This is a genomic window from Escherichia sp. HH091_1A (genome assembly GCF_030295175.1).
In the GTDB taxonomy this organism is placed as follows: Bacteria; Pseudomonadota; Gammaproteobacteria; order Enterobacterales; family Enterobacteriaceae; genus Escherichia; species Escherichia coli_F.
Map to the genome: position 1 here is coordinate 1,917,059 of NZ_AP025747.1, position 16,906 is coordinate 1,933,964.

Here is a 16,906-nt window from a genome sequence, read left to right on the forward strand (position 1 = left end):
CAGAATATGATTGCGAATATGGAAAATGTCAGGAAAGGTCAAGAGTTATTAATGTTTTATATGGCCAAATAACATTAGGAATGCTTGATGTTTTTTGTTGTCATTATTTCTTGATGGATTATTATTTGGCAATCTATCATCCACGCACCAATCTTATTGTTGAAGTATCAGGTTACCCGGTATTTGCGGCTGGGGAGGTATGGTTTTGAACGACGCCGCAATGGATGCCCGCGTGAAAGCGATGGCTACTAACGTGATGTACGACATGAGCCGGGCGCTGGGCCATGGCGTAGGTGAGGGCAAAGACCGTTATTTCACCGCCGACCGTCGTTCTTTTTTGTGATGATCAGACAACAGCAGAACTTGCATTGCTCATATCCCGGATGACAGAGGAAGAGCGAAGTAGTCTTATCGAAGCACTCAAAACGTCTTCAGGTGTAAAACATGCTGACAAAAAATGACGTTCTTCAAAAGGCTATTGATCTTTTTGAAGGTAACGAAAGTGCAGCATTAAACTGGTGCAATGAACCAAACAGAGCATTACAGTGGAAAACGCCCTCTGAGATAATGGACTCAGAAGAGGGGGTGTTGAAAGTTGCCATGCTCATTTTTCGAATAGAGCAAGGGGTTTATTCATGATTTACGACTCATCTAATTTCTCCAACTAACTGAACCGCCCCGGAAATCCTGGAGACTAAACTCCCTGAGAAAGAGGTAAACAGGATGACTAAAAATACTCGTTTTTCCCCCGAAGTCCGTCAGCGGGCGATTCGTATGGTTCTGGAAAGTCAGGATGAATATGACTCACAGTGGGCGGCAATTTGTTCCATTGCCCCAAAGATTGGCTGTACGCCGGAGACTCTGCGTGTCTGGGTTCGCCAGCATGAGCGGGATACCGGGGGCGGTGATGGTGGGCTCACCAGCGCTGAACGTCAGCGTCTGAAAGAGCTGGAACGTGAAAATCGTGAACTGCGCCGCAGTAACGATATCCTTCGCCAGGCTTCCGCTTATTTTGCGAAGGCGGAGTTCGACCGCCTCTGGAAAAAATGATGCCACTGCTGGATAAGCTGCGTGAGCAGTACGGGGTCGGACCGGTATGCAGCGAACTGCATATTGCCCCGTCAACGTATTACCATTGTCAGCAACAGCGACATCATCCGGATAAACGCAGTGCCCGTGCGCAGCACGATGACTGGCTGAAGAGAGAGATACAGCGCGTATACGATGAAAATCATCAGGTGTACGGTGTGCGTAAAGTCTGGCGTCAGTTGTTACGGGAAGGAATCAGGGTGGCCAGATGTACAGTGGCGCGCCTCATGGCGGTTATGGGACTTGCCGGTGTTCTCCGGGGTAAAAAGGTCCGCACTACCGTCAGCCGGAAAACCGTTGCCACAGGTGACCGCGTAAACCGTCAGTTCGTGGCAGAACGTCCTGACCAGCTGTGGGTGGCTGATTTTACTTACGTCAGCACATGGCAGGGCTTCGTCTATGTGGCGTTTATCATTGATGTGTTTGCCGGATACATCGTGGGGTGGCGGGTCTCATCGTCTATGGAAACGACATTCGTGCTGGATGCGCTGGAGCAGGCGTTGTGGGCCCGTCGTCCGTCTGGCACCATCCATCACAGCGATAAAGGCTCTCAGTATGTGTCACTGGCCTATACGGAGCGACTAAAAGAAGCCGGATTACTGGCATCAACAGGGAGTACAGGCGACTCGTATGACAACGCGATGGCTGAGAGCATCAATGGTCTTTACAAAGCGGAGGTAATACACCGTAAGAGCTGGAAAAACCGTGCAGAAGTGGAACTGGCCACACTAACGTGGGTGGACTGGTATAACAATCGACGATTGCTGGGAAGGCTGGGCCATACTCCTCCGGCAGAAGCAGAAAAAGCTTATTATGCTTCCATCGGAAACAATGATCTGGCAGCCTGAGTTCACAGATAAAACACTCTCCAGGAAACCCGGGGCGGTTCAAACGGTTGGAGAAATTTGGGAAGGTAAGCAATATACAGAATGACGGAAAGAAATCGTCCATGCCCTTTGCCGAAAATTATAACCAGCATTATGACGACTTGTGTAATTCCCGAATTACATGTTTGGCAACAGACTTTCCACCGGAATAACCGTATTGATTTTTACCGCTTTGACAATTTCTATCAACGATAGGGTATTCTGCGCCAGTTGGTCTTGCAGTTCACTGACTTCCGCCTGCAACTGCTGGTTTCTGGCCAGCAAGGCCTGACGGGTTTTGCGGTTGACGTATTGCTGTTTTTCTTTTGGGCGTAGATTCAACGGGCCAAGTTGCTGATCAACATAGGCAGCAATTAGGCGTTTTCGCTCAAGGCTGCTCAGCGTACTTAAACCACCGTTAACGATACCTTTTGCCTTGAGCCGAATATGCAGGGCCTTGGCGGAAATAGGGGACTTGTCAAAGCCTTCAGCCAGCATCAGTTGTAATTCGTGCTCGATCAGTGTGTCCAGTTCCTTTCGTGAGAGGCAATGGAGAGATATGAAGTTGTTTACCATCATAGGCTATTTAACATAATATACATTATGCGCACCAACATAAACCAAGGGAGAATCCAGTCGTTGGCGGTCATGATTGTCCTGCTCATTAACAACGGCCAAACCCCATATCTTACGGAGAAGTTTTTTGCATGGCCATCCGTTGCGCCAATCAACCACTGGAACACCTGAAACTTCATAAAATTATAGCGATCTTTCAGCGCCTCGCTGGACCCCATCAAAAAAGCCATGATCCGCGCGATGCCTGGGCCTCCATCTGATTCATATTTCACCGATGAAGGTAAACCGAATGTCTGACACATATCCTCCTGTGGCAAGCGAAGTAAAACCGTTTGCTCAGCATTCCAACGCCTGTCAAAACGTTCGACCGCTAACGCGCGCACATTTCCCGCTTTAATGATTTCTGCGTCCGGCACATTCAACCCAAGTTCTTTCGCCAGCAGCAGACAGTAATACTCATTATCAACGCTTTGGCTGAGATCGAGCGTCGCATTGGGCTGCCTGATTTCGCCAATCGGTAATTTAATAATGTGCGTCGTCGGCGTTATTCCTTTCGGAATGCACCAGTCATTGCCTATTCTGAGCAGCGCTGTCTTCTCCTGCGCGCCAGCAACCGAGATGCGAAAGTCATTTTCTTCTCTAATCATGCCTAGAGGGATATCTGCTTTATAAGCCGTTAATACTTCTTCAAGCCTGGCTTCAGTGAGCTGTTCCCATGCCATTATCGGGCGCGTTATGGTTTCATTTTCGGGTAATAACGTTACGGCACCAACGCTATCTCGCCCTATTTCTGACAATAAATCAAACGGTTGCCTGGATTTAGCATGATAACGTTTAACGATCCGGTCACGTACAATCGGGCTATCGGGTAACAGGTTATCGAAGAAGTTAAATACGGCATCAGAGGTGATATTCCCCCTCTGCAATGGCAGCGAAAGTGATAACGGTCTGGCATAACGGTTGGCTAACCACTCCGGTGCATACTTAAAGGTGTGCGCGCCATTGGCTAACTTCGTTAACTCGCCTACCCGCTGGTTGTTCATCCAAGTGACAAGTTTAGGCATTACCACTCCAGATCTTGCTGTTCTGTTGATTCTGGCGAGGCATTTTTCGTGTCGCATAGCGTCATTGAGAGTTCAAGCGACTGTAAAATCTTAAAAAATGTCGTGAGCGTGGTATTGTCAGGATTGTTTTCGAAATTGGAAATTGTCGCCTGCTTAATACCGATTTTTTTCGCCAGCTCGCTCTGCGTCCAGCCATTTTGCTGACGAAACAGTTTCATTGCATTCGCTAATTGCGTTGGGCTATAGATCTTCTGAAAGCTCATCATGTCATACGTCCACAGCATATTTATCCGCTCAAGGGGATATTATCAGTTTTATCCTTTAGTGGGGATAAAGTCAATCAGGAAACACATCTTATCCGCTCTACGGGATAAACACTGTGATATCCGCGATCGCGGATAAAAAGGAGGATTTAAAAGTCGTTTGAAGTCGGCAATATTAAGCAGCCGCATGCCATCTTCGACATGCGGCTTATACGGTTTACCAGCTATATTTCACACCCAGCATGCCCTGAGTATCGCTATAGCCTTTATCACCTAGTTGCACACCAACATTCCCCCACAGGCTAAGGTTGTTATTTACTTTCGCCTCAACCCCGGTACGTACTTCACCGAGATTACGCGCACCATCACGGCTTACGGTTTGACCATTCATCTTCACGGCGTAGACTTTGCTGTTGTTGATCCAGTTCGCTTCAATGTAAGGCTGGAACTCACGCTGTTTACCATTGTCACGCTGGTGATGACTGTTCAAGTAGGTTTTCACCCCAAGTCGCGTTTGCACGTTTCCGTCGCCTTCCGTTTCAATGCGCGTTCCGTCTTTCCGGGTATGGTCAGAATCTTTCACACCCATCCAGGTGATTTGTGCCTGAGGTTGAATGTACCAGGTGTTAAGCGTCCCTTCGCTGCCGCTAAATGTTCCCGCTTTAAAGGTATATCCGCCCTCAACAGAGGCCGTCACACCGCGAGAATCATAGTCGTCAGCAGAACGGTTATCGGAACTGACGCTGTTATCAAACCAGTTATACAGCGCCCAGCTGTCAACATAAGCGCCGGTCTTATTCGCATCGTTCTGATACCAGGTCGCGTACATCCCAGCGCTGTAACCGCTGATGCGCCCATCCGATTTATAACCCACACGATTACTCTGAGTATTACTGTGCTGATTGGCATAGCCTGCCATGACGCCGAGATGCCAGCGATCCTGCGCGTTGCTACTCCACTGCGCCAAATCGCCGCCTAGCTGCAATACATAGCGGTTAGCCTGAGTATTTAGCTGACCGTCACCGGCCCTTGAACGTTCGTGCCCTCCGACATGACGCATCCACATACTGCTTGCCGAACCCTGAGAATGCAGTGAATCTGTATACTGCGGCTCACCCAGACGGTCGTGTAAACGATGGCTAAACAGCGAGTTGGCTGCGGCAATGTTGCTGATATAGCTTCCGGCCTCCGGGCGATAAACTGATGGGCCTTCCGGATCCACAGCAGGAGGATTATTGATGGGATCGGGTGTATCCGGTGGCGTTACGCCTTCCCATTTACTGGTTAGATACCAGTTTTTCTCGTCATTCCCCTTCCCTTTAGCCAGCGTGTAGACGTAAGCCCCAGCTTCGACAGTTCCGGTGGTCAGCGCGAAGTTACCTGCAGAATTACCGCCAACCTCAATGAGTTCAATACCGTTGACCGTTTGTGCACCGACGCCGCCAATGTTATCAACCCGAACGCGAGTGTTCCCTTGGGTATCGCCTTTCACGTTCATTTTATCCGTGGGTGAATTATCGCCGCCCAGCGTCGCGTTGAACGTCATCAGGCCATTGTTTCCGGTATAGTTGCCGTTAACGGTCAGTACATTCCCCGGTTTCCCCCCTTCGCTATTCATTTGAACCGTGCCACCATTCTCCAGATTGCCGCCGATAGTGGTTTTGGCGACACGCAGTGTCCCCCCAGGCATAACGTTCACATCACCTGCAGTGGTGACATTTCCCGACATCACACCGCTGTTATGGATATTAATGTGCTGACTTGCCATATTAATGGCAGAGTCGGAACCGAAAGCAATTTCACCACCCACGATATCCGTCGTACCCTGATACGCCGCGGAATCGTTGTTAAGAGTCAGGATCCCGGTCCCCAGTTTTGTCACATCGCCGCTACCGGTGATACTGTGCGTCATCGCCCAGCTACGCTCAGTGGCGATGGTGAGCAGGCCATTATTGATAACGGAAGCATCACCCAGGTTTTTCTGCTCGTTGACGCTGAGCGCGCTGCCTGCATCGATGTTGAATTGCCCCACAAAGCGGCTATTATCGCCATCCAGCTCTACGTCTGTGCTGGCGGTTGCGCTCACGATACCTTTACCGCTTATGCTATTGCGCAGTTCGCCGGTCACGTTTTTTAGCGTTAACAGACCGTCATTGGCAATATTCCCTCTGCCTAACCCCTGCGTATTGTCGAGGCTGACTTCCGCATTTGGGCTAATGCTGGTTAACGCATTGTAGCGTGCATTAAGCCCCTCGATAGCCAGTGTTCCCCCTGTAACATTCAGGTTTCCGCCACCTGTCAGTTCGCCCTGACTGATCCCACCTTTATTCACCGTCAGCGAACCTTCTTTGAACAAAATAGTCGAACCCATCAGCCCGGTGAATGTCTCTACCGTCTGCTCCGATCCATTAAGATCGACAATGGCCGCGTTGCTGATGTTCAGTTCCCGAGTATTGCCCAGCGCGCCATCCGCATCGGTACGTAATGTCCCCATCTGAACATAGGTTGCCCCCTGATAGTCGTTCTGACCGTTGGAAAGCGAAACCTGTCGCACCGTATTGATTGCCAGATCCCCTTCACCACCGATTTTTGCCGACATATCGGCCGTTGCGCCATAGGCTCCGCCATGTTCGGCTAACGTCAGCTTTTGCCCACCATGGATGTTCAGCGCTTTCAGCCCATAGTTAACATACAATCCATCACCAGGTGCGGTCGTGAGTCGGAATCCATAATCACCCTCGGCGACCACTGTTCCGTTTTGTGCAATGTGTAACGTTTTGTCCGCTTCCACCTCGTCGCCCTGTAAATCACGTAACGTTAATGAGCCACCCGACCCAATAACCGTTTGCGCCTTCACCAGTTGAACGCCGACATGGCTATCATCGTGTTCCAGCAAATTGAGCGTAGTCAGAGGGTTATTCGCCATGGGATCATTCCACGGTTTAGGCACGTCGATAAGCACGTCGCCCGTCCCGTTTACCTGATAGTTACGGCCTTTCCAGGTGTAGTCACCCGCGCCGACAACCAGTGTATCGACGCTGATATATCCCTCCGCAAGCGTCGCAGCAGGTATATCCGTATCGAAAGTGAGCGTACCGCCATTCATGGCTAGTCCACCAATGGATTGCTCTCCCACTTTTACCGATGTGGTATTTTCACTGTCAGACTGAAGCATCGCGTGAGTAAGCGCAGCGGTGTTGTCGCGTTCCAGTGTGAAGGTACTGTCTTTCAGTTGGGCAACACCGGCGAATTCAGTTCCTGTTGCATGGGTAAAGCCAAACATTTTGTCGGAGGATGACAGCTGCACTCGCATCAAGCCATCGCCTTTGAGCGCATTGGTCAGCGTGTAATCTCCTGCGCTGTTCGTTGATGCGAGAATGTCGAGCGTACCGGGGCTTGCAATGGTTACTTCACTCGAACCCATGCCTGTTACCCCATCTGCCGTATGTGACGCAATAGTCAGGAGGCCGTCATTGACCAGCGTTTTACCGCTATAAGTATTCCCTGCATTGAACACCGTATGGCCTGCATCATGCATCACTTTTCCGTCTTTATCGTCACCCGTAATCAGCATATCGACCTGGTAGCCGGCATCACTGTTATTGGTATGATTAAAGACAAAAACGCCTTCGCCAAGACCAAACTCCACTTTCGTCGCATTGGTGATAAACCCGGCATCTGCCGCCACCTCACCGTGAGCAGCACCAATGTTTAGCGTTCCTACAGCAGGCTCAAAAACACCTAAGTAAACTTCTCCACCTTCGACATTCAGCGTGCCGTTATTCGTCAGGGTTAACGTACCTGTGCCAGTCGTCCCTACGTTCATATTGAATGTTTCAAGAAGAGAGTTCTGCCCATCCACCCGCACGTCGCCCTTACTTTTGTCATTGAGAGCTATCTGTGTATCACGCGCTTTAACTATACCTCCGGTGGTAATATTCAGTTCACCCGTGCCTAATACACCGACCTGTAGCAATTGGGCGTTAGTAGATGACGTTTTTAAATTCCAGAGACTATCCGTTGAAATATTAACTATCCCCTTACCGGAGGCATTTCCTCCGATAAATCCATAGCCCGTTGAATTAAGGGTGGCACCATTACTGACATTTACGATGCCGCTACCAAAATTACCGACATTGATACCTACAGTATCGAACGATGATGTCGCATCCATCAGGTTCAGTGTGCCGATACCGCTTGCTTTATCGCCCAAAAAAGTAATATTTTGCGATACGAACTTACCGCCATCGCTGATATTGAGGTTTCCGACGCCCGCAACACCAATAGTGGTATAGACATTCTTATTGACCTCCCACATCCCCCCCGTGGTGATGCTAACCTTCCCGACGCCGGTTTCTCCATAACCGAGTGAGCTTCCTCCGTTGCTGACAACAAGCCCCTCATTACTGATGTTCATTTCGCCGTGGCCGTCATAACCAAGATTAGTTCCGAGATTAGTGATAACGGAGTTCACGTATAGGAAATTGAAAAACCAGACGATACCGCTGTCCACGCCTTATGCCACGTGAGCTCTTCTGCTTTTCCCACCACTCCGGTGTTTTCTCTCTCTGCATGGTCGATTCTTATACCGCAACAGGCTGTTTTTTATTCCTGCACCAATTCCTGGGCACACTTAGCCTGCGTCAGGCCGGCATATACCTCAGCAGACTGATATCCCGCGCGTTTTTCTTCAGCCCTGATACATTCAGCCCCGCAAGGGCCCGGCGGTATACCATCCGGCCGCCACACAGCACGCATTCGAACGGGTCACGACTCAGGAACTGTTTCACCATTTGTGCATAGCACACTTTCGCCACCGGTTCCGGTTTATCCATCCCCAGAGCCCGGTACACCTTCGGCAGCTTCTCTCCACACACCCGGTTGGCAAGGAACCCGAAGTACCTCACCATCTTAAAAAACTTCTCCGGGATGTGCTGTTTCAGCCTCGCGACCAGCTCCCGCTGCGTCAGTGTTTCCGTCGCCGTTTCTCCCGTTTTGTGGTCCAGGTAACGGAAGCTCAGGCTTGCCCCTCCGTTGTAATGTGCCAGCCGGGAAGCCGCTATTGGTGGCTTCTTCAGATAACGACCCAGGTAGCGTGCCGTATTCCGCCCGCCGGCCGTCTTCTTCGACATGTACACATGCCAGTATTTTCCGCCGGCTTTCAGCACCAGGCTTCTCCACTGTGATTCCGTCGTGATATGTGACAACGACTCCGGCATCGCCATCCCCTCTGACCACGCTTTCAGAAGCAACTGCCGCATATTCCACATCCACCGCGAACGCATCGCGTCTTTCAGGAAGCTCAGCTTTTTCCACTGACCGTGCTTATTCAGCCCCCCGCAGGTTACTGACACATGTACATGCGGATGCCAGTTGAGACGACGGCCATATGTGTGGATGGCGCAGAAGATACCGGGTTCCAGCCCCCGTTTTCGGGCGGCATACAGCAGATTCTCCACCGCCAGACGGCACACGTCATTCAGCAGCCAACGGTTGCTTTCGAACACCGGCCACAGCGTGGCCGGCAGGGTGAAGACCAGGTGTACCCAGTCGCAGTCAGGAAGACGATTCAGCTGTGTCGCTGTCCACAGGTCTGTGGCCTTTTTTCCGCAGGACGGGCAGGCACGGCTGCCACATGAGTTAGTGACGTATCTGACGTGGGGACAGTCAGGTTTATCGCAGTTGTATTCCTTCACGCCCAGTATCCGCGTGCCGCAGGCCAGCATTTTGGTGACAGCCTCAACCTCGATATCGCGCAGACCGCCCGCATCCAGGAAGGACGTCCAGCACTGGTTGGCTGTGAACAGGCGTTTCAGAGGGCGGGGAGTAAAACCGGATAACATGAGGACGGATTAACCCCCGGTATCCTGTAGCAGGGTAAGGGCTGCTGTGTCGCCACGGTGCTCCAGGATGGAGGCAGCGACCATCGCAGGTGGTGGGTCCATGGGTTTGAGCATCTTCATCCAGTCCCATTCACGTTGTGAGAGCTTCTCAGCACCAACAGAGAGCAGAACTGTATCGATACTTTTGCGGGTCAACATAAGGGGATGAGTCCTTAATAAAACAGGTCCTCAGAGCATACATATTCTGCGGGGCGTGCGGCAACAACAGGACGAACAGGGCCGGTTTTCAATTTGCAGTCGTCAGGCTGCCGTGGTTCATGCTCATCAGTTGGGGATTTACCTCGTTCCCCAGGAACCCTTGCTCTTTCCAAGTCTGTCGATAAAAGAAAACATTCTGTTTGGTCTGGCAAAAAAACAGATCTCCATGCAAAAGATGAACAACTTGCTGGCAGCGCTGGGCTGCCAGTTTGATCTCCATAGTCTGGCAGGCTCACTGGATGTTGCTGACCGCCAAATGGTGGAAATCCTGCGCGGTCTGATGCGCGATTCGCAAATTCTCATTCTCGATGAACCTACAGCGTCGCTTACCCCTGCGGAAACCGAACGCTTGTTTAGCCGTTTACGGGAACTGCTCGCCACTGGCGTGGGTATTGTTTTTATCTCACATAAACTGCCGGAAATTCGCCAGATTGCCGATCGAATTAGCGTGATGCGCGACGGAACCATCGCCTTAAGCGGCAAAACCAGCGAACTGTCTACCGACGACATTATTCAGGCCATCACGCCAGCGCTACGGGAAAAATCGCTCTCTGCCAGCCAAAAATTATGGCTGGAGTTACCTGGCAACCGCCCACAACATGCCGCCGGAACGCCGGTGCTGACACTGGAAAACCTGACCGGCGAAGGTTTTATGAATGTCAGCTTGACGCTTAATGCCGGAGAAATTCTGGGTCTGGCTGGGCTGGTGGGGGCCGGACGCACAGAACTGGCCGAGTGAACCGCCCCGGGTTTCCTGGAGAGTGTTTTATCTGTGAACTCAGGCTGCCAGATCATTGTTTCCGATGGAAGCATAATAAGCTTTTTCTGCTTCTGCCGGAGGAGTATGGCCCAGCCTTCCCAGCAATCGTCGATTGTTATACCAGTCCACCCACGTTAGTGTGGCCAGTTCCACTTCTGCACGGTTTTTCCAGCTCTTACGGTGTATTACCTCCGCTTTGTAAAGACCATTGATGCTCTCAGCCATCGCGTTGTCATACGAGTCGCCTGTACTCCCTGTTGATGCCAGTAATCCGGCTTCTTTTAGTCGCTCCGTATAGGCCAGTGACACATACTGAGAGCCTTTATCGCTGTGATGGATGGTGCCAGACGGACGACGGGCCCACAACGCCTGCTCCAGCGCATCCAGCACGAATGTCGTTTCCATAGACGATGAGACCCGCCACCCCACGATGTATCCGGCAAACACATCAATGATAAACGCCACATAGACGAAGCCCTGCCATGTGCTGACGTAAGTAAAATCAGCCACCCACAGCTGGTCAGGACGTTCTGCCACGAACTGACGGTTTACGCGGTCACCTGTGGCAACGGTTTTCCGGCTGACGGTAGTGCGGACCTTTTTACCCCGGAGAACACCGGCAAGTCCCATAACCGCCATGAGGCGCGCCACTGTACATCTGGCCACCCTGATTCCTTCCCGTAACAACTGACGCCAGACTTTACGCACACCGTACACCTGATGATTTTCATCGTATACGCGCTGTATCTCTCTCTTCAGCCAGTCATCGTGCTGCGCACGGGCACTGCGTTTATCCGGATGATGTCGCTGTTGCTGACAATGGTAATACGTTGACGGGGCAATATGCAGTTCGCTGCATACCGGTCCGACCCCGTACTGCTCACGCAGCTTATCCAGCAGTGGCATCATTTTTTCCAGAGGCGGTCGAACTCCGCCTTCGCAAAATAAGCGGAAGCCTGGCGAAGGATATCGTTACTGCGGCGCAGTTCACGATTTTCACGTTCCAGCTCTTTCAGACGCTGACGTTCAGCGCTGGTGAGCCCACCATCACCGCCCCCGGTATCCCGCTCATGCTGGCGAACCCAGACACGCAGAGTCTCCGGCGTACAGCCAATCTTTGGGGCAATGGAACAAATTGCCGCCCACTGTGAGTCATATTCATCCTGACTTTCCAGAACCATACGAATCGCCCGCTGACGGACTTCGGGGGAAAAACGAGTATTTTTAGTCATCCTGTTTACCTCTTTCTCAGGGAGTTTAGTCTCCAGGATTTCCGGGGCGGTTCAGAGACGCTCTATGGTCTGCGTACTTTGCGTGGCGGACGCATTATGCTGAATGGTAAAGAGATCAATAGATTATCCACTGGAGAACGTTTACTGCGCGGTCTGGTTTATCTGCCGGAAGATCGCCAGTCATCCGGACTGAATCTCGATGCTTCGCTGGCCTGGAATGTCTGCGCCCTTACTCATAACATTCGTGGATTCTGGGCGAAAACCGCGAAAGATAACGCCACACTGGAACGTTATCGTCGGGCTCTGAATATTAAATTTAACCAACCGGAACAAGCTGCGCGGACCTTATCCGGCGGCAACCAGCAAAAAATCCTGATTGCCAAATGTCTGGAAGCTTCGCCGCAAGTTTTGATTGTCGATGAGCCGACGCGCGGCGTGGATGTCTCGGCCCGTAATGATATCTACCAGCTGTTGCGCAGCATCGCCGCACAAAATGTGGCTGTGCTGCTTATCTCCTCTGATCTGGAAGAGATCGAACTGATGGCAGATCGCGTATATGTGATGCATCAGGGCGAAATTGCCCACTCTGCACTGACCGGACGCGATATTAATGTCGAGACCATTATGCGCGTTGCCTTCGGCGATAGTCAGCGTCAGGAGGCATCATGCTGAAGTTTATCCAGAACAACCGTGAAATCACGGCACTGCTGGCGGTGGTGTTGCTGTTTGTATTACCCGGTTTTCTCGACCGCCAGTATTTAAGTATGCAAACGCTGACCATGGTTTATAGCAGCGCGCAAATCCTGATCCTGCTGGCAATGGGCGCGACGCTGGTGATGCTCACGCGCAATATCGATGTTTCGGTGGGTTCGATTACCGGAATGTGCGCAGTGCTGTTGGGAATGTTACTGAACGCGGGGTATTCACTACCTGTTGCTTGTGTCGCGACTTTACTGCTTGGTTTGCTCGCGGGATTTTTCAACGGTGTCCTGGTCGCGTGGCTAAAGATCCCTGCCATTGTTGCCACGCTCGGTACATTAGGATTGTACAGGGGCATCATGTTGCTGTGGACTGGCGGTAAATGGATTGAGGGGTTACCCGCCGAACTGAAACAACTCTCCGCCCCGCTGCTGTTTGGCGTTTCAGCAATTGGTTGGTTGACGATAATTCTGGTGGCATTTATGGCCTGGCTGCTGGCGAAGACGGCGTTTGGACGCAGTTTTTATGCCACGGGCGATAATTTGCAGGGCGCTCGTCAACTGGGCGTTCGTACGGAAGCCATTAGGATTGTGGCATTTTCGTTGAACGGCTGCATGGCGGCACTGGCGGGGATTGTGTTTGCTTCGCAGATCGGTTTTATTCCCAACCAGACCGGTACCGGGCTGGAGATGAAAGCGATTGCAGCCTGCGTGCTGGGCGGTATTAGTTTGCTCGGCGGTTCCGGTGCGATCATCGGTGCGGTACTCGGCGCATGGTTCCTGACGCAGATCGATAGTGTACTGGTGCTGTTGCGCATTCCGGCATGGTGGAATGATTTTATCGCGGGCCTGGTTCTGCTGGCGGTGCTGGTGTTTGATGGACGCCTGCGTTGTGCGCTGGAACGTAATCTACGACGGCAAAAATATGCCCGCTTTATGACGCCACCGCCATCCGTTAAACCCGCTTCGTCAGGTAAAAAACGGGAGGCCGCGTAATGCGTATTCGCTACGGTTGGGAACTAGCTCTTGCCGCACTGCTCGTTATTGAGATTGTCGCATTTGGTGCAATTAACCCGCGGATGTTAGATCTCAATATGTTGCTGTTCAGCACCAGTGACTTTATCTGCATTGGCATTGTCGCCCTACCGCTGACGATGGTGATTGTCAGTGGCGGGATCGATATTTCGTTTGGCTCGACCATCGGCTTGTGCGCCATTGCATTAGGCGTACTGTTTCAAAGCGGCGTGCCGATGCCGCTGGCGATTCTTCTGACCTTTCTGCTCGGCGCATTGTGCGGGCTGATTAACGCCGGATTAATTATCTATACCAAAGTTAACCCGCTGGTGATTACGCTTGGCACGCTGTATCTGTTTGCCGGAAGCGCTCTGCTGCTTTCCGGGATGGCCGGAGCGACGGGGTACGAAGGTATTGGTGGATTCCCGATGGCGTTTACAGATTTCGCTAACCTGGATGTGCTGGGACTCCCCGTTCCGCTGATTATCTTTCTGATATGTCTCCTCGTTTTCTGGCTCTGGCTGCATAAAACCCATGCCGGACGTAATGTGTTTTTGATTGGGCAAAGCCCGCGCGTGGCGCTTTATAGCGCGATTAAAGTTAACCGCACCTTATGTGCGCTCTATGCCATGACGGGGCTGGCGTCTGCGGTCGCCGCTGTGCTGCTGGTATCGTATTTTGGTTCAGCACGTTCCGATCTCGGTGCGTCGTTTCTGATGCCCGCCATCACCGCCGTGGTGCTTGGCGGTGCCAATATTTATGGTGGTTCCGGTTCCATTATCGGCACCGCCATTGCGGTTTTACTAGTGGGATATTTGCAACAAGGTTTGCAAATGGCAGGAGTGCCAAATCAGGTGTCCAGCGCCCTTTCCGGTGCGCTGCTTATCGTCGTTGTCGTAGGTCGTTCCGTTAGCCTGCATCGCCAGCAAATTAAAGAGTGGCTGGCGCGTCGGGCCAATAACCCATTGCCATAAAGGATATCTTCATGACACTTCATCGCTTTAAGAAAATCGCCTTACTTAGCGCGCTTGGCATTGCCGCAATCTCTATGAATGTGCAGGCCGCAGAGCGTATTGCTTTTATTCCCAAACTGGTTGGCGTGGGATTTTTTACCAGCGGTGGCAACGGCGCACAACAAGCTGGTAAAGAGCTGGGCGTTGATGTGACCTACGACGGACCGACAGAACCCAGTGTTTCTGGTCAGGTACAGTTGATTAATAACTTCGTCAATCAGGGTTATAACGCCATTATCGTCTCTGCGGTTTCGCCTGATGGCTTGTGTCCGGCACTGAAACGCGCCATGCAACGTGGTGTGAGAGTGCTGACCTGGGACTCTGATACTAAACCGGAGTGCCGCTCTTACTACATTAATCAGGGAACGCCCGCCCAGTTGGGAGGTATGTTGGTGGATATGGCGGCGCGTCAGGTGAATAAAGACAAAGCCAAAGTCGCGTTTTTCTACTCAAGTCCCACCGTTACGGACCAAAACCAGTGGGTGAAAGAGGCGAAAGCGAAAATCGCCAAAGACCATCCAGGCTGGGAAATTGTCACTACGCAGTTTGGCTATAACGATGCCACTAAATCGTTACAAACCGCAGAAGGAATATTAAAAGCCTATAGCGATCTCGACGCCATTATCGCCCCGGACGCCAACGCCCTGCCCGCTGCCGCGCAAGCCGCAGAAAACCTGAAAAATGACAAAGTTGCAATTGTGGGATTCAGCACACCAAATGTGATGCGTCCGTATGTCGAGCGCGGCACGGTGAAAGAATTTGGCCTGTGGGACGTCGTTCAGCAAGGCAAAATTTCAGTTTATGTCGCGGATGCATTATTGAAAAAAGGTGCAATGAAAACGGGCGACAAGCTGGATATCCAGGGTGTAGGCCAGGTTGAAGTCTCGCCAAACAGCGTTCAGGGCTATGACTACGAAGCGGATGGTAATGGCATCGTACTGTTGCCAGAGCGCGTGGTATTCAACAAAGAGAATATCGGCAAATACGATTTCTGATGTGCATTACTTAACTGGAGTACGTTATGGCAGATTTAGACGATATTAAAGATGGTAAAGATTTTCGCACCGATCAACCGCAACAAAATATCCCTTTTACCCTGAAAGGTTGCGGTGCGCTGGATTGGGGAATGCAGTCACGCTTATCACGGATATTTAATCCGAAAACGGGTAAAACCGTGATGCTGGCCTTTGACCATGGTTATTTTCAGGGGCCGACTACCGGACTTGAACGCATTGATATAAATATCGCCCCGCTGTTTGAACATGCCGATGTATTAATGTGTACGCGCGGCATTTTGCGCAGCGTAGTCCCCCCGGCGACCAATAAGCCGGTAGTACTGCGGGCGTCTGGTGCGAACTCTATTCTGGCGGAATTAAGTAATGAAGCCGTGGCGTTATCGATGGATGACGCCGTGCGCCTGAACAGTTGCGCGGTGGCGGCGCAGGTTTATATCGGCAGCGAATATGAACACCAGTCGATCAAAAATATTATTCAACTGGTCGATGCCGGAATGAAAGTGGGAATGCCGACCATGGCAGTCACTGGCGTGGGCAAAGATATGGTGCGCGATCAGCGTTATTTCTCGCTGGCTACCCGAATCGCCGCTGAAATGGGGGCGCAGATTATCAAAACTTATTATGTCGATAAAGGTTTTGAACGGATTGTTGCCGGATGTCCGGTACCCATTGTTATTGCTGGCGGTAAAAAATTACCGGAGCGCGAGGCGCTGGAAATGTGCTGGCAGGCTATCGATCAGGGCGCTTCTGGTGTGGATATGGGGCGTAATATTTTCCAGTCTGACCATCCGGTGGCGATGATGAAAGCCGTACAGGCGGTGGTACACCATAACGAAACGGCTAATCGGGCATATGAACTCTATCTGAGTGAAAAACAGTAACTGCGGATTTAAGGAGAAGAATTATGCACGTCACACTGGTTGAAATTAACGTTCATGAAGACAAGGTTGACGAGTTTATCGAGGTTTTTCGCCAGAATCATCTGGACTCGGTCCAGGAAGAAGGCAATTTGCGCTTCGATGTCTTACAGGACCCGGAAGTTAATTCGCGCTTTTATATCTACGAAGCCTATAAAGATGAAGACGCAGTGGCGTTCCATAAAACCACGCCCCACTACAAAACCTGTGTCGCAAAACTGGAATATTTAATGACCGGGCCGCGTAAAAAACGTCTGTTCAATGGGTTGATGCCGTGAGGCGAATTTATCAGTTTTA

General features: G+C 51.3%; 11 protein-coding genes, 6 pseudogenes and 2 other annotated features. Of the genes and pseudogenes, 10 read left to right on the top strand and 7 right to left on the bottom strand.

Going from position 1 to position 16,906, the window contains the following annotated elements; genetic code table 11:
• Window positions 1-166 precede the first annotated feature (166 nt).
• From QUF14_RS09530 to QUF14_RS09540, 3 genes and pseudogenes are all read left to right on the top strand, one after another.
• Window positions 167-340 (top strand): annotated as a pseudogene (locus tag QUF14_RS09530) (alpha/beta hydrolase); the annotation flags it as partial.
• A 104-nt stretch (window positions 341-444) separates the two neighbouring features.
• A complete protein-coding gene (locus QUF14_RS09535; protein ID WP_000956368.1) occupies window positions 445-639 on the top strand; it encodes an MbcA/ParS/Xre antitoxin family protein in 195 nt (64 codons plus the stop codon).
• An 84-nt stretch (window positions 640-723) separates the two neighbouring features.
• Window positions 724-1,937 (top strand): IS3 family transposase gene (locus QUF14_RS09540; protein ID WP_371829233.1). Its coding sequence is split into 2 segments (ribosomal slippage): window positions 724-1,012 and window positions 1,012-1,937, totalling 1,215 coding nucleotides; the frame shifts between segments, so codons are not numbered across the junction.
• Window positions 1,005-1,121 (top strand) — a sequence feature (AL1L pseudoknot). Its footprint overlaps the gene before it by 117 nt.
• 130 nt (window positions 1,938-2,067) lie before the next feature.
• Here the strand turns inward: QUF14_RS09540 and QUF14_RS09545 are convergent.
• The 6 genes and pseudogenes from QUF14_RS09545 to QUF14_RS09570 all read right to left on the bottom strand — a co-directional run bounded on the left by QUF14_RS09545 (window position 2,068) and on the right by QUF14_RS09570 (window position 9,899).
• Window positions 2,068-2,453 (bottom strand): annotated as a pseudogene (locus QUF14_RS09545) (hypothetical protein).
• A gap of 191 nt (window positions 2,454-2,644) precedes the next feature.
• Window positions 2,645-3,595: pseudogene (hipA, locus tag QUF14_RS09550) on the bottom strand (type II toxin-antitoxin system serine/threonine protein kinase toxin HipA); the annotation flags it as partial.
• On the bottom strand, window positions 3,595-3,861 hold the full coding sequence (gene hipB, locus QUF14_RS09555; RefSeq protein ID WP_024212229.1) for a type II toxin-antitoxin system antitoxin HipB: 267 nt from the start codon (window positions 3,859-3,861) through the stop codon (window positions 3,595-3,597). The gene hipB and the pseudogene hipA, both read right to left, overlap by 1 nt.
• A gap of 214 nt (window positions 3,862-4,075) precedes the next feature.
• Window positions 4,076-8,329: pseudogene (locus QUF14_RS09560) on the bottom strand (ECSE_1600 family autotransporter); the annotation flags it as partial.
• 172 nt (window positions 8,330-8,501) lie between these two features.
• Window positions 8,502-9,701: an IS91 family transposase gene (locus QUF14_RS09565; protein WP_100733723.1), complete on the bottom strand. Its 1,200-nt coding sequence runs from the start codon at window positions 9,699-9,701 to the stop codon at window positions 8,502-8,504.
• Between the two features lie 9 nt (window positions 9,702-9,710).
• Window positions 9,711-9,899: a hypothetical protein gene (locus tag QUF14_RS09570; protein ID WP_000957850.1), complete on the bottom strand. Its 189-nt coding sequence runs from the start codon at window positions 9,897-9,899 to the stop codon at window positions 9,711-9,713.
• 43 nt (window positions 9,900-9,942) lie between these two features.
• Here QUF14_RS09570 and QUF14_RS09575 point away from each other — a divergent pair.
• Window positions 9,943-10,695 (top strand): annotated as a pseudogene (locus QUF14_RS09575) (ATP-binding cassette domain-containing protein); the annotation flags it as partial.
• A gap of 42 nt (window positions 10,696-10,737) precedes the next feature.
• On the opposite strand, the gene QUF14_RS09580 reads toward QUF14_RS09575, so the two are convergent.
• A protein-coding gene (locus tag QUF14_RS09580) for an IS3 family transposase (RefSeq protein WP_371829233.1) occupies window positions 10,738-11,951 on the bottom strand; the annotation gives its coding sequence in 2 pieces (ribosomal slippage) (window positions 10,738-11,663 and window positions 11,663-11,951; 1,215 coding nt in all).
• Window positions 11,554-11,670: a sequence feature (AL1L pseudoknot), on the bottom strand. Its footprint overlaps the gene before it by 117 nt.
• 51 nt (window positions 11,952-12,002) lie before the next feature.
• On the opposite strand from QUF14_RS09580, the pseudogene QUF14_RS09585 reads away from it, so the two are divergent.
• From QUF14_RS09585 to lsrG, 6 genes and pseudogenes are all read left to right on the top strand, one after another.
• A pseudogene (locus QUF14_RS09585) lies at window positions 12,003-12,623 on the top strand (ATP-binding cassette domain-containing protein); the annotation flags it as partial.
• Window positions 12,617-13,645 carry an autoinducer 2 ABC transporter permease LsrC gene (gene lsrC / locus QUF14_RS09590; RefSeq protein ID WP_021552079.1) on the top strand — a complete coding sequence of 343 codons (1,029 nt, stop codon included), beginning with the start codon at window positions 12,617-12,619 and terminating at the stop codon, window positions 13,643-13,645. The pseudogene QUF14_RS09585 and the gene lsrC, both read left to right, overlap by 7 nt.
• Window positions 13,645-14,637 carry an autoinducer 2 ABC transporter permease LsrD gene (gene lsrD, locus QUF14_RS09595; protein WP_001222710.1) on the top strand — a complete coding sequence of 331 codons (993 nt, stop codon included), beginning with the start codon at window positions 13,645-13,647 and terminating at the stop codon, window positions 14,635-14,637. The genes lsrC and lsrD overlap by 1 nt, the downstream gene beginning before the upstream one ends.
• Window positions 14,638-14,648: 11 nt before the next feature.
• Window positions 14,649-15,671 (top strand): autoinducer 2 ABC transporter substrate-binding protein LsrB, encoded by a 1,023-nt coding sequence (gene lsrB / locus QUF14_RS09600; RefSeq protein ID WP_000172460.1) that lies wholly within the window; start codon window positions 14,649-14,651, stop codon window positions 15,669-15,671.
• 26 nt (window positions 15,672-15,697) lie between these two features.
• Complete coding sequence (gene lsrF / locus QUF14_RS09605; RefSeq protein WP_000774179.1) at window positions 15,698-16,573, top strand: 3-hydroxy-5-phosphonooxypentane-2,4-dione thiolase; 876 nt, start codon at window positions 15,698-15,700, stop codon at window positions 16,571-16,573.
• A gap of 23 nt (window positions 16,574-16,596) precedes the next feature.
• The gene (lsrG, locus tag QUF14_RS09610; protein WP_100733772.1) at window positions 16,597-16,887 is read left to right on the top strand and encodes a (4S)-4-hydroxy-5-phosphonooxypentane-2,3-dione isomerase; all 291 of its coding nucleotides are present in this window, start codon (window positions 16,597-16,599) and stop codon (window positions 16,885-16,887) included.
• Window positions 16,888-16,906 lie beyond the last annotated feature (19 nt).

Excerpts from the sequence above, each read along its gene's own strand:
- hipB (WP_024212229.1), bottom strand. The coding sequence starts at position 3,861 with ATGATGAGCTTTCAGAAGATCTATAGCCCAACGCAATTAGCGAATGCA.
- QUF14_RS09570 (WP_000957850.1), bottom strand. The coding sequence starts at position 9,899 with ATGTTGACCCGCAAAAGTATCGATACAGTTCTGCTCTCTGTTGGTGCT.
- lsrG (WP_100733772.1), top strand. The coding sequence starts at position 16,597 with ATGCACGTCACACTGGTTGAAATTAACGTTCATGAAGACAAGGTTGAC.
- lsrC (WP_021552079.1), top strand. The coding sequence starts at position 12,617 with ATGCTGAAGTTTATCCAGAACAACCGTGAAATCACGGCACTGCTGGCG.
- QUF14_RS09535 (WP_000956368.1), top strand. The coding sequence starts at position 445 with ATGCTGACAAAAAATGACGTTCTTCAAAAGGCTATTGATCTTTTTGAA.
- lsrD (WP_001222710.1), top strand. The coding sequence starts at position 13,645 with ATGCGTATTCGCTACGGTTGGGAACTAGCTCTTGCCGCACTGCTCGTT.
- lsrF (WP_000774179.1), top strand. The coding sequence starts at position 15,698 with ATGGCAGATTTAGACGATATTAAAGATGGTAAAGATTTTCGCACCGAT.
- QUF14_RS09565 (WP_100733723.1), bottom strand. The coding sequence starts at position 9,701 with ATGTTATCCGGTTTTACTCCCCGCCCTCTGAAACGCCTGTTCACAGCC.
- lsrB (WP_000172460.1), top strand. The coding sequence starts at position 14,649 with ATGACACTTCATCGCTTTAAGAAAATCGCCTTACTTAGCGCGCTTGGC.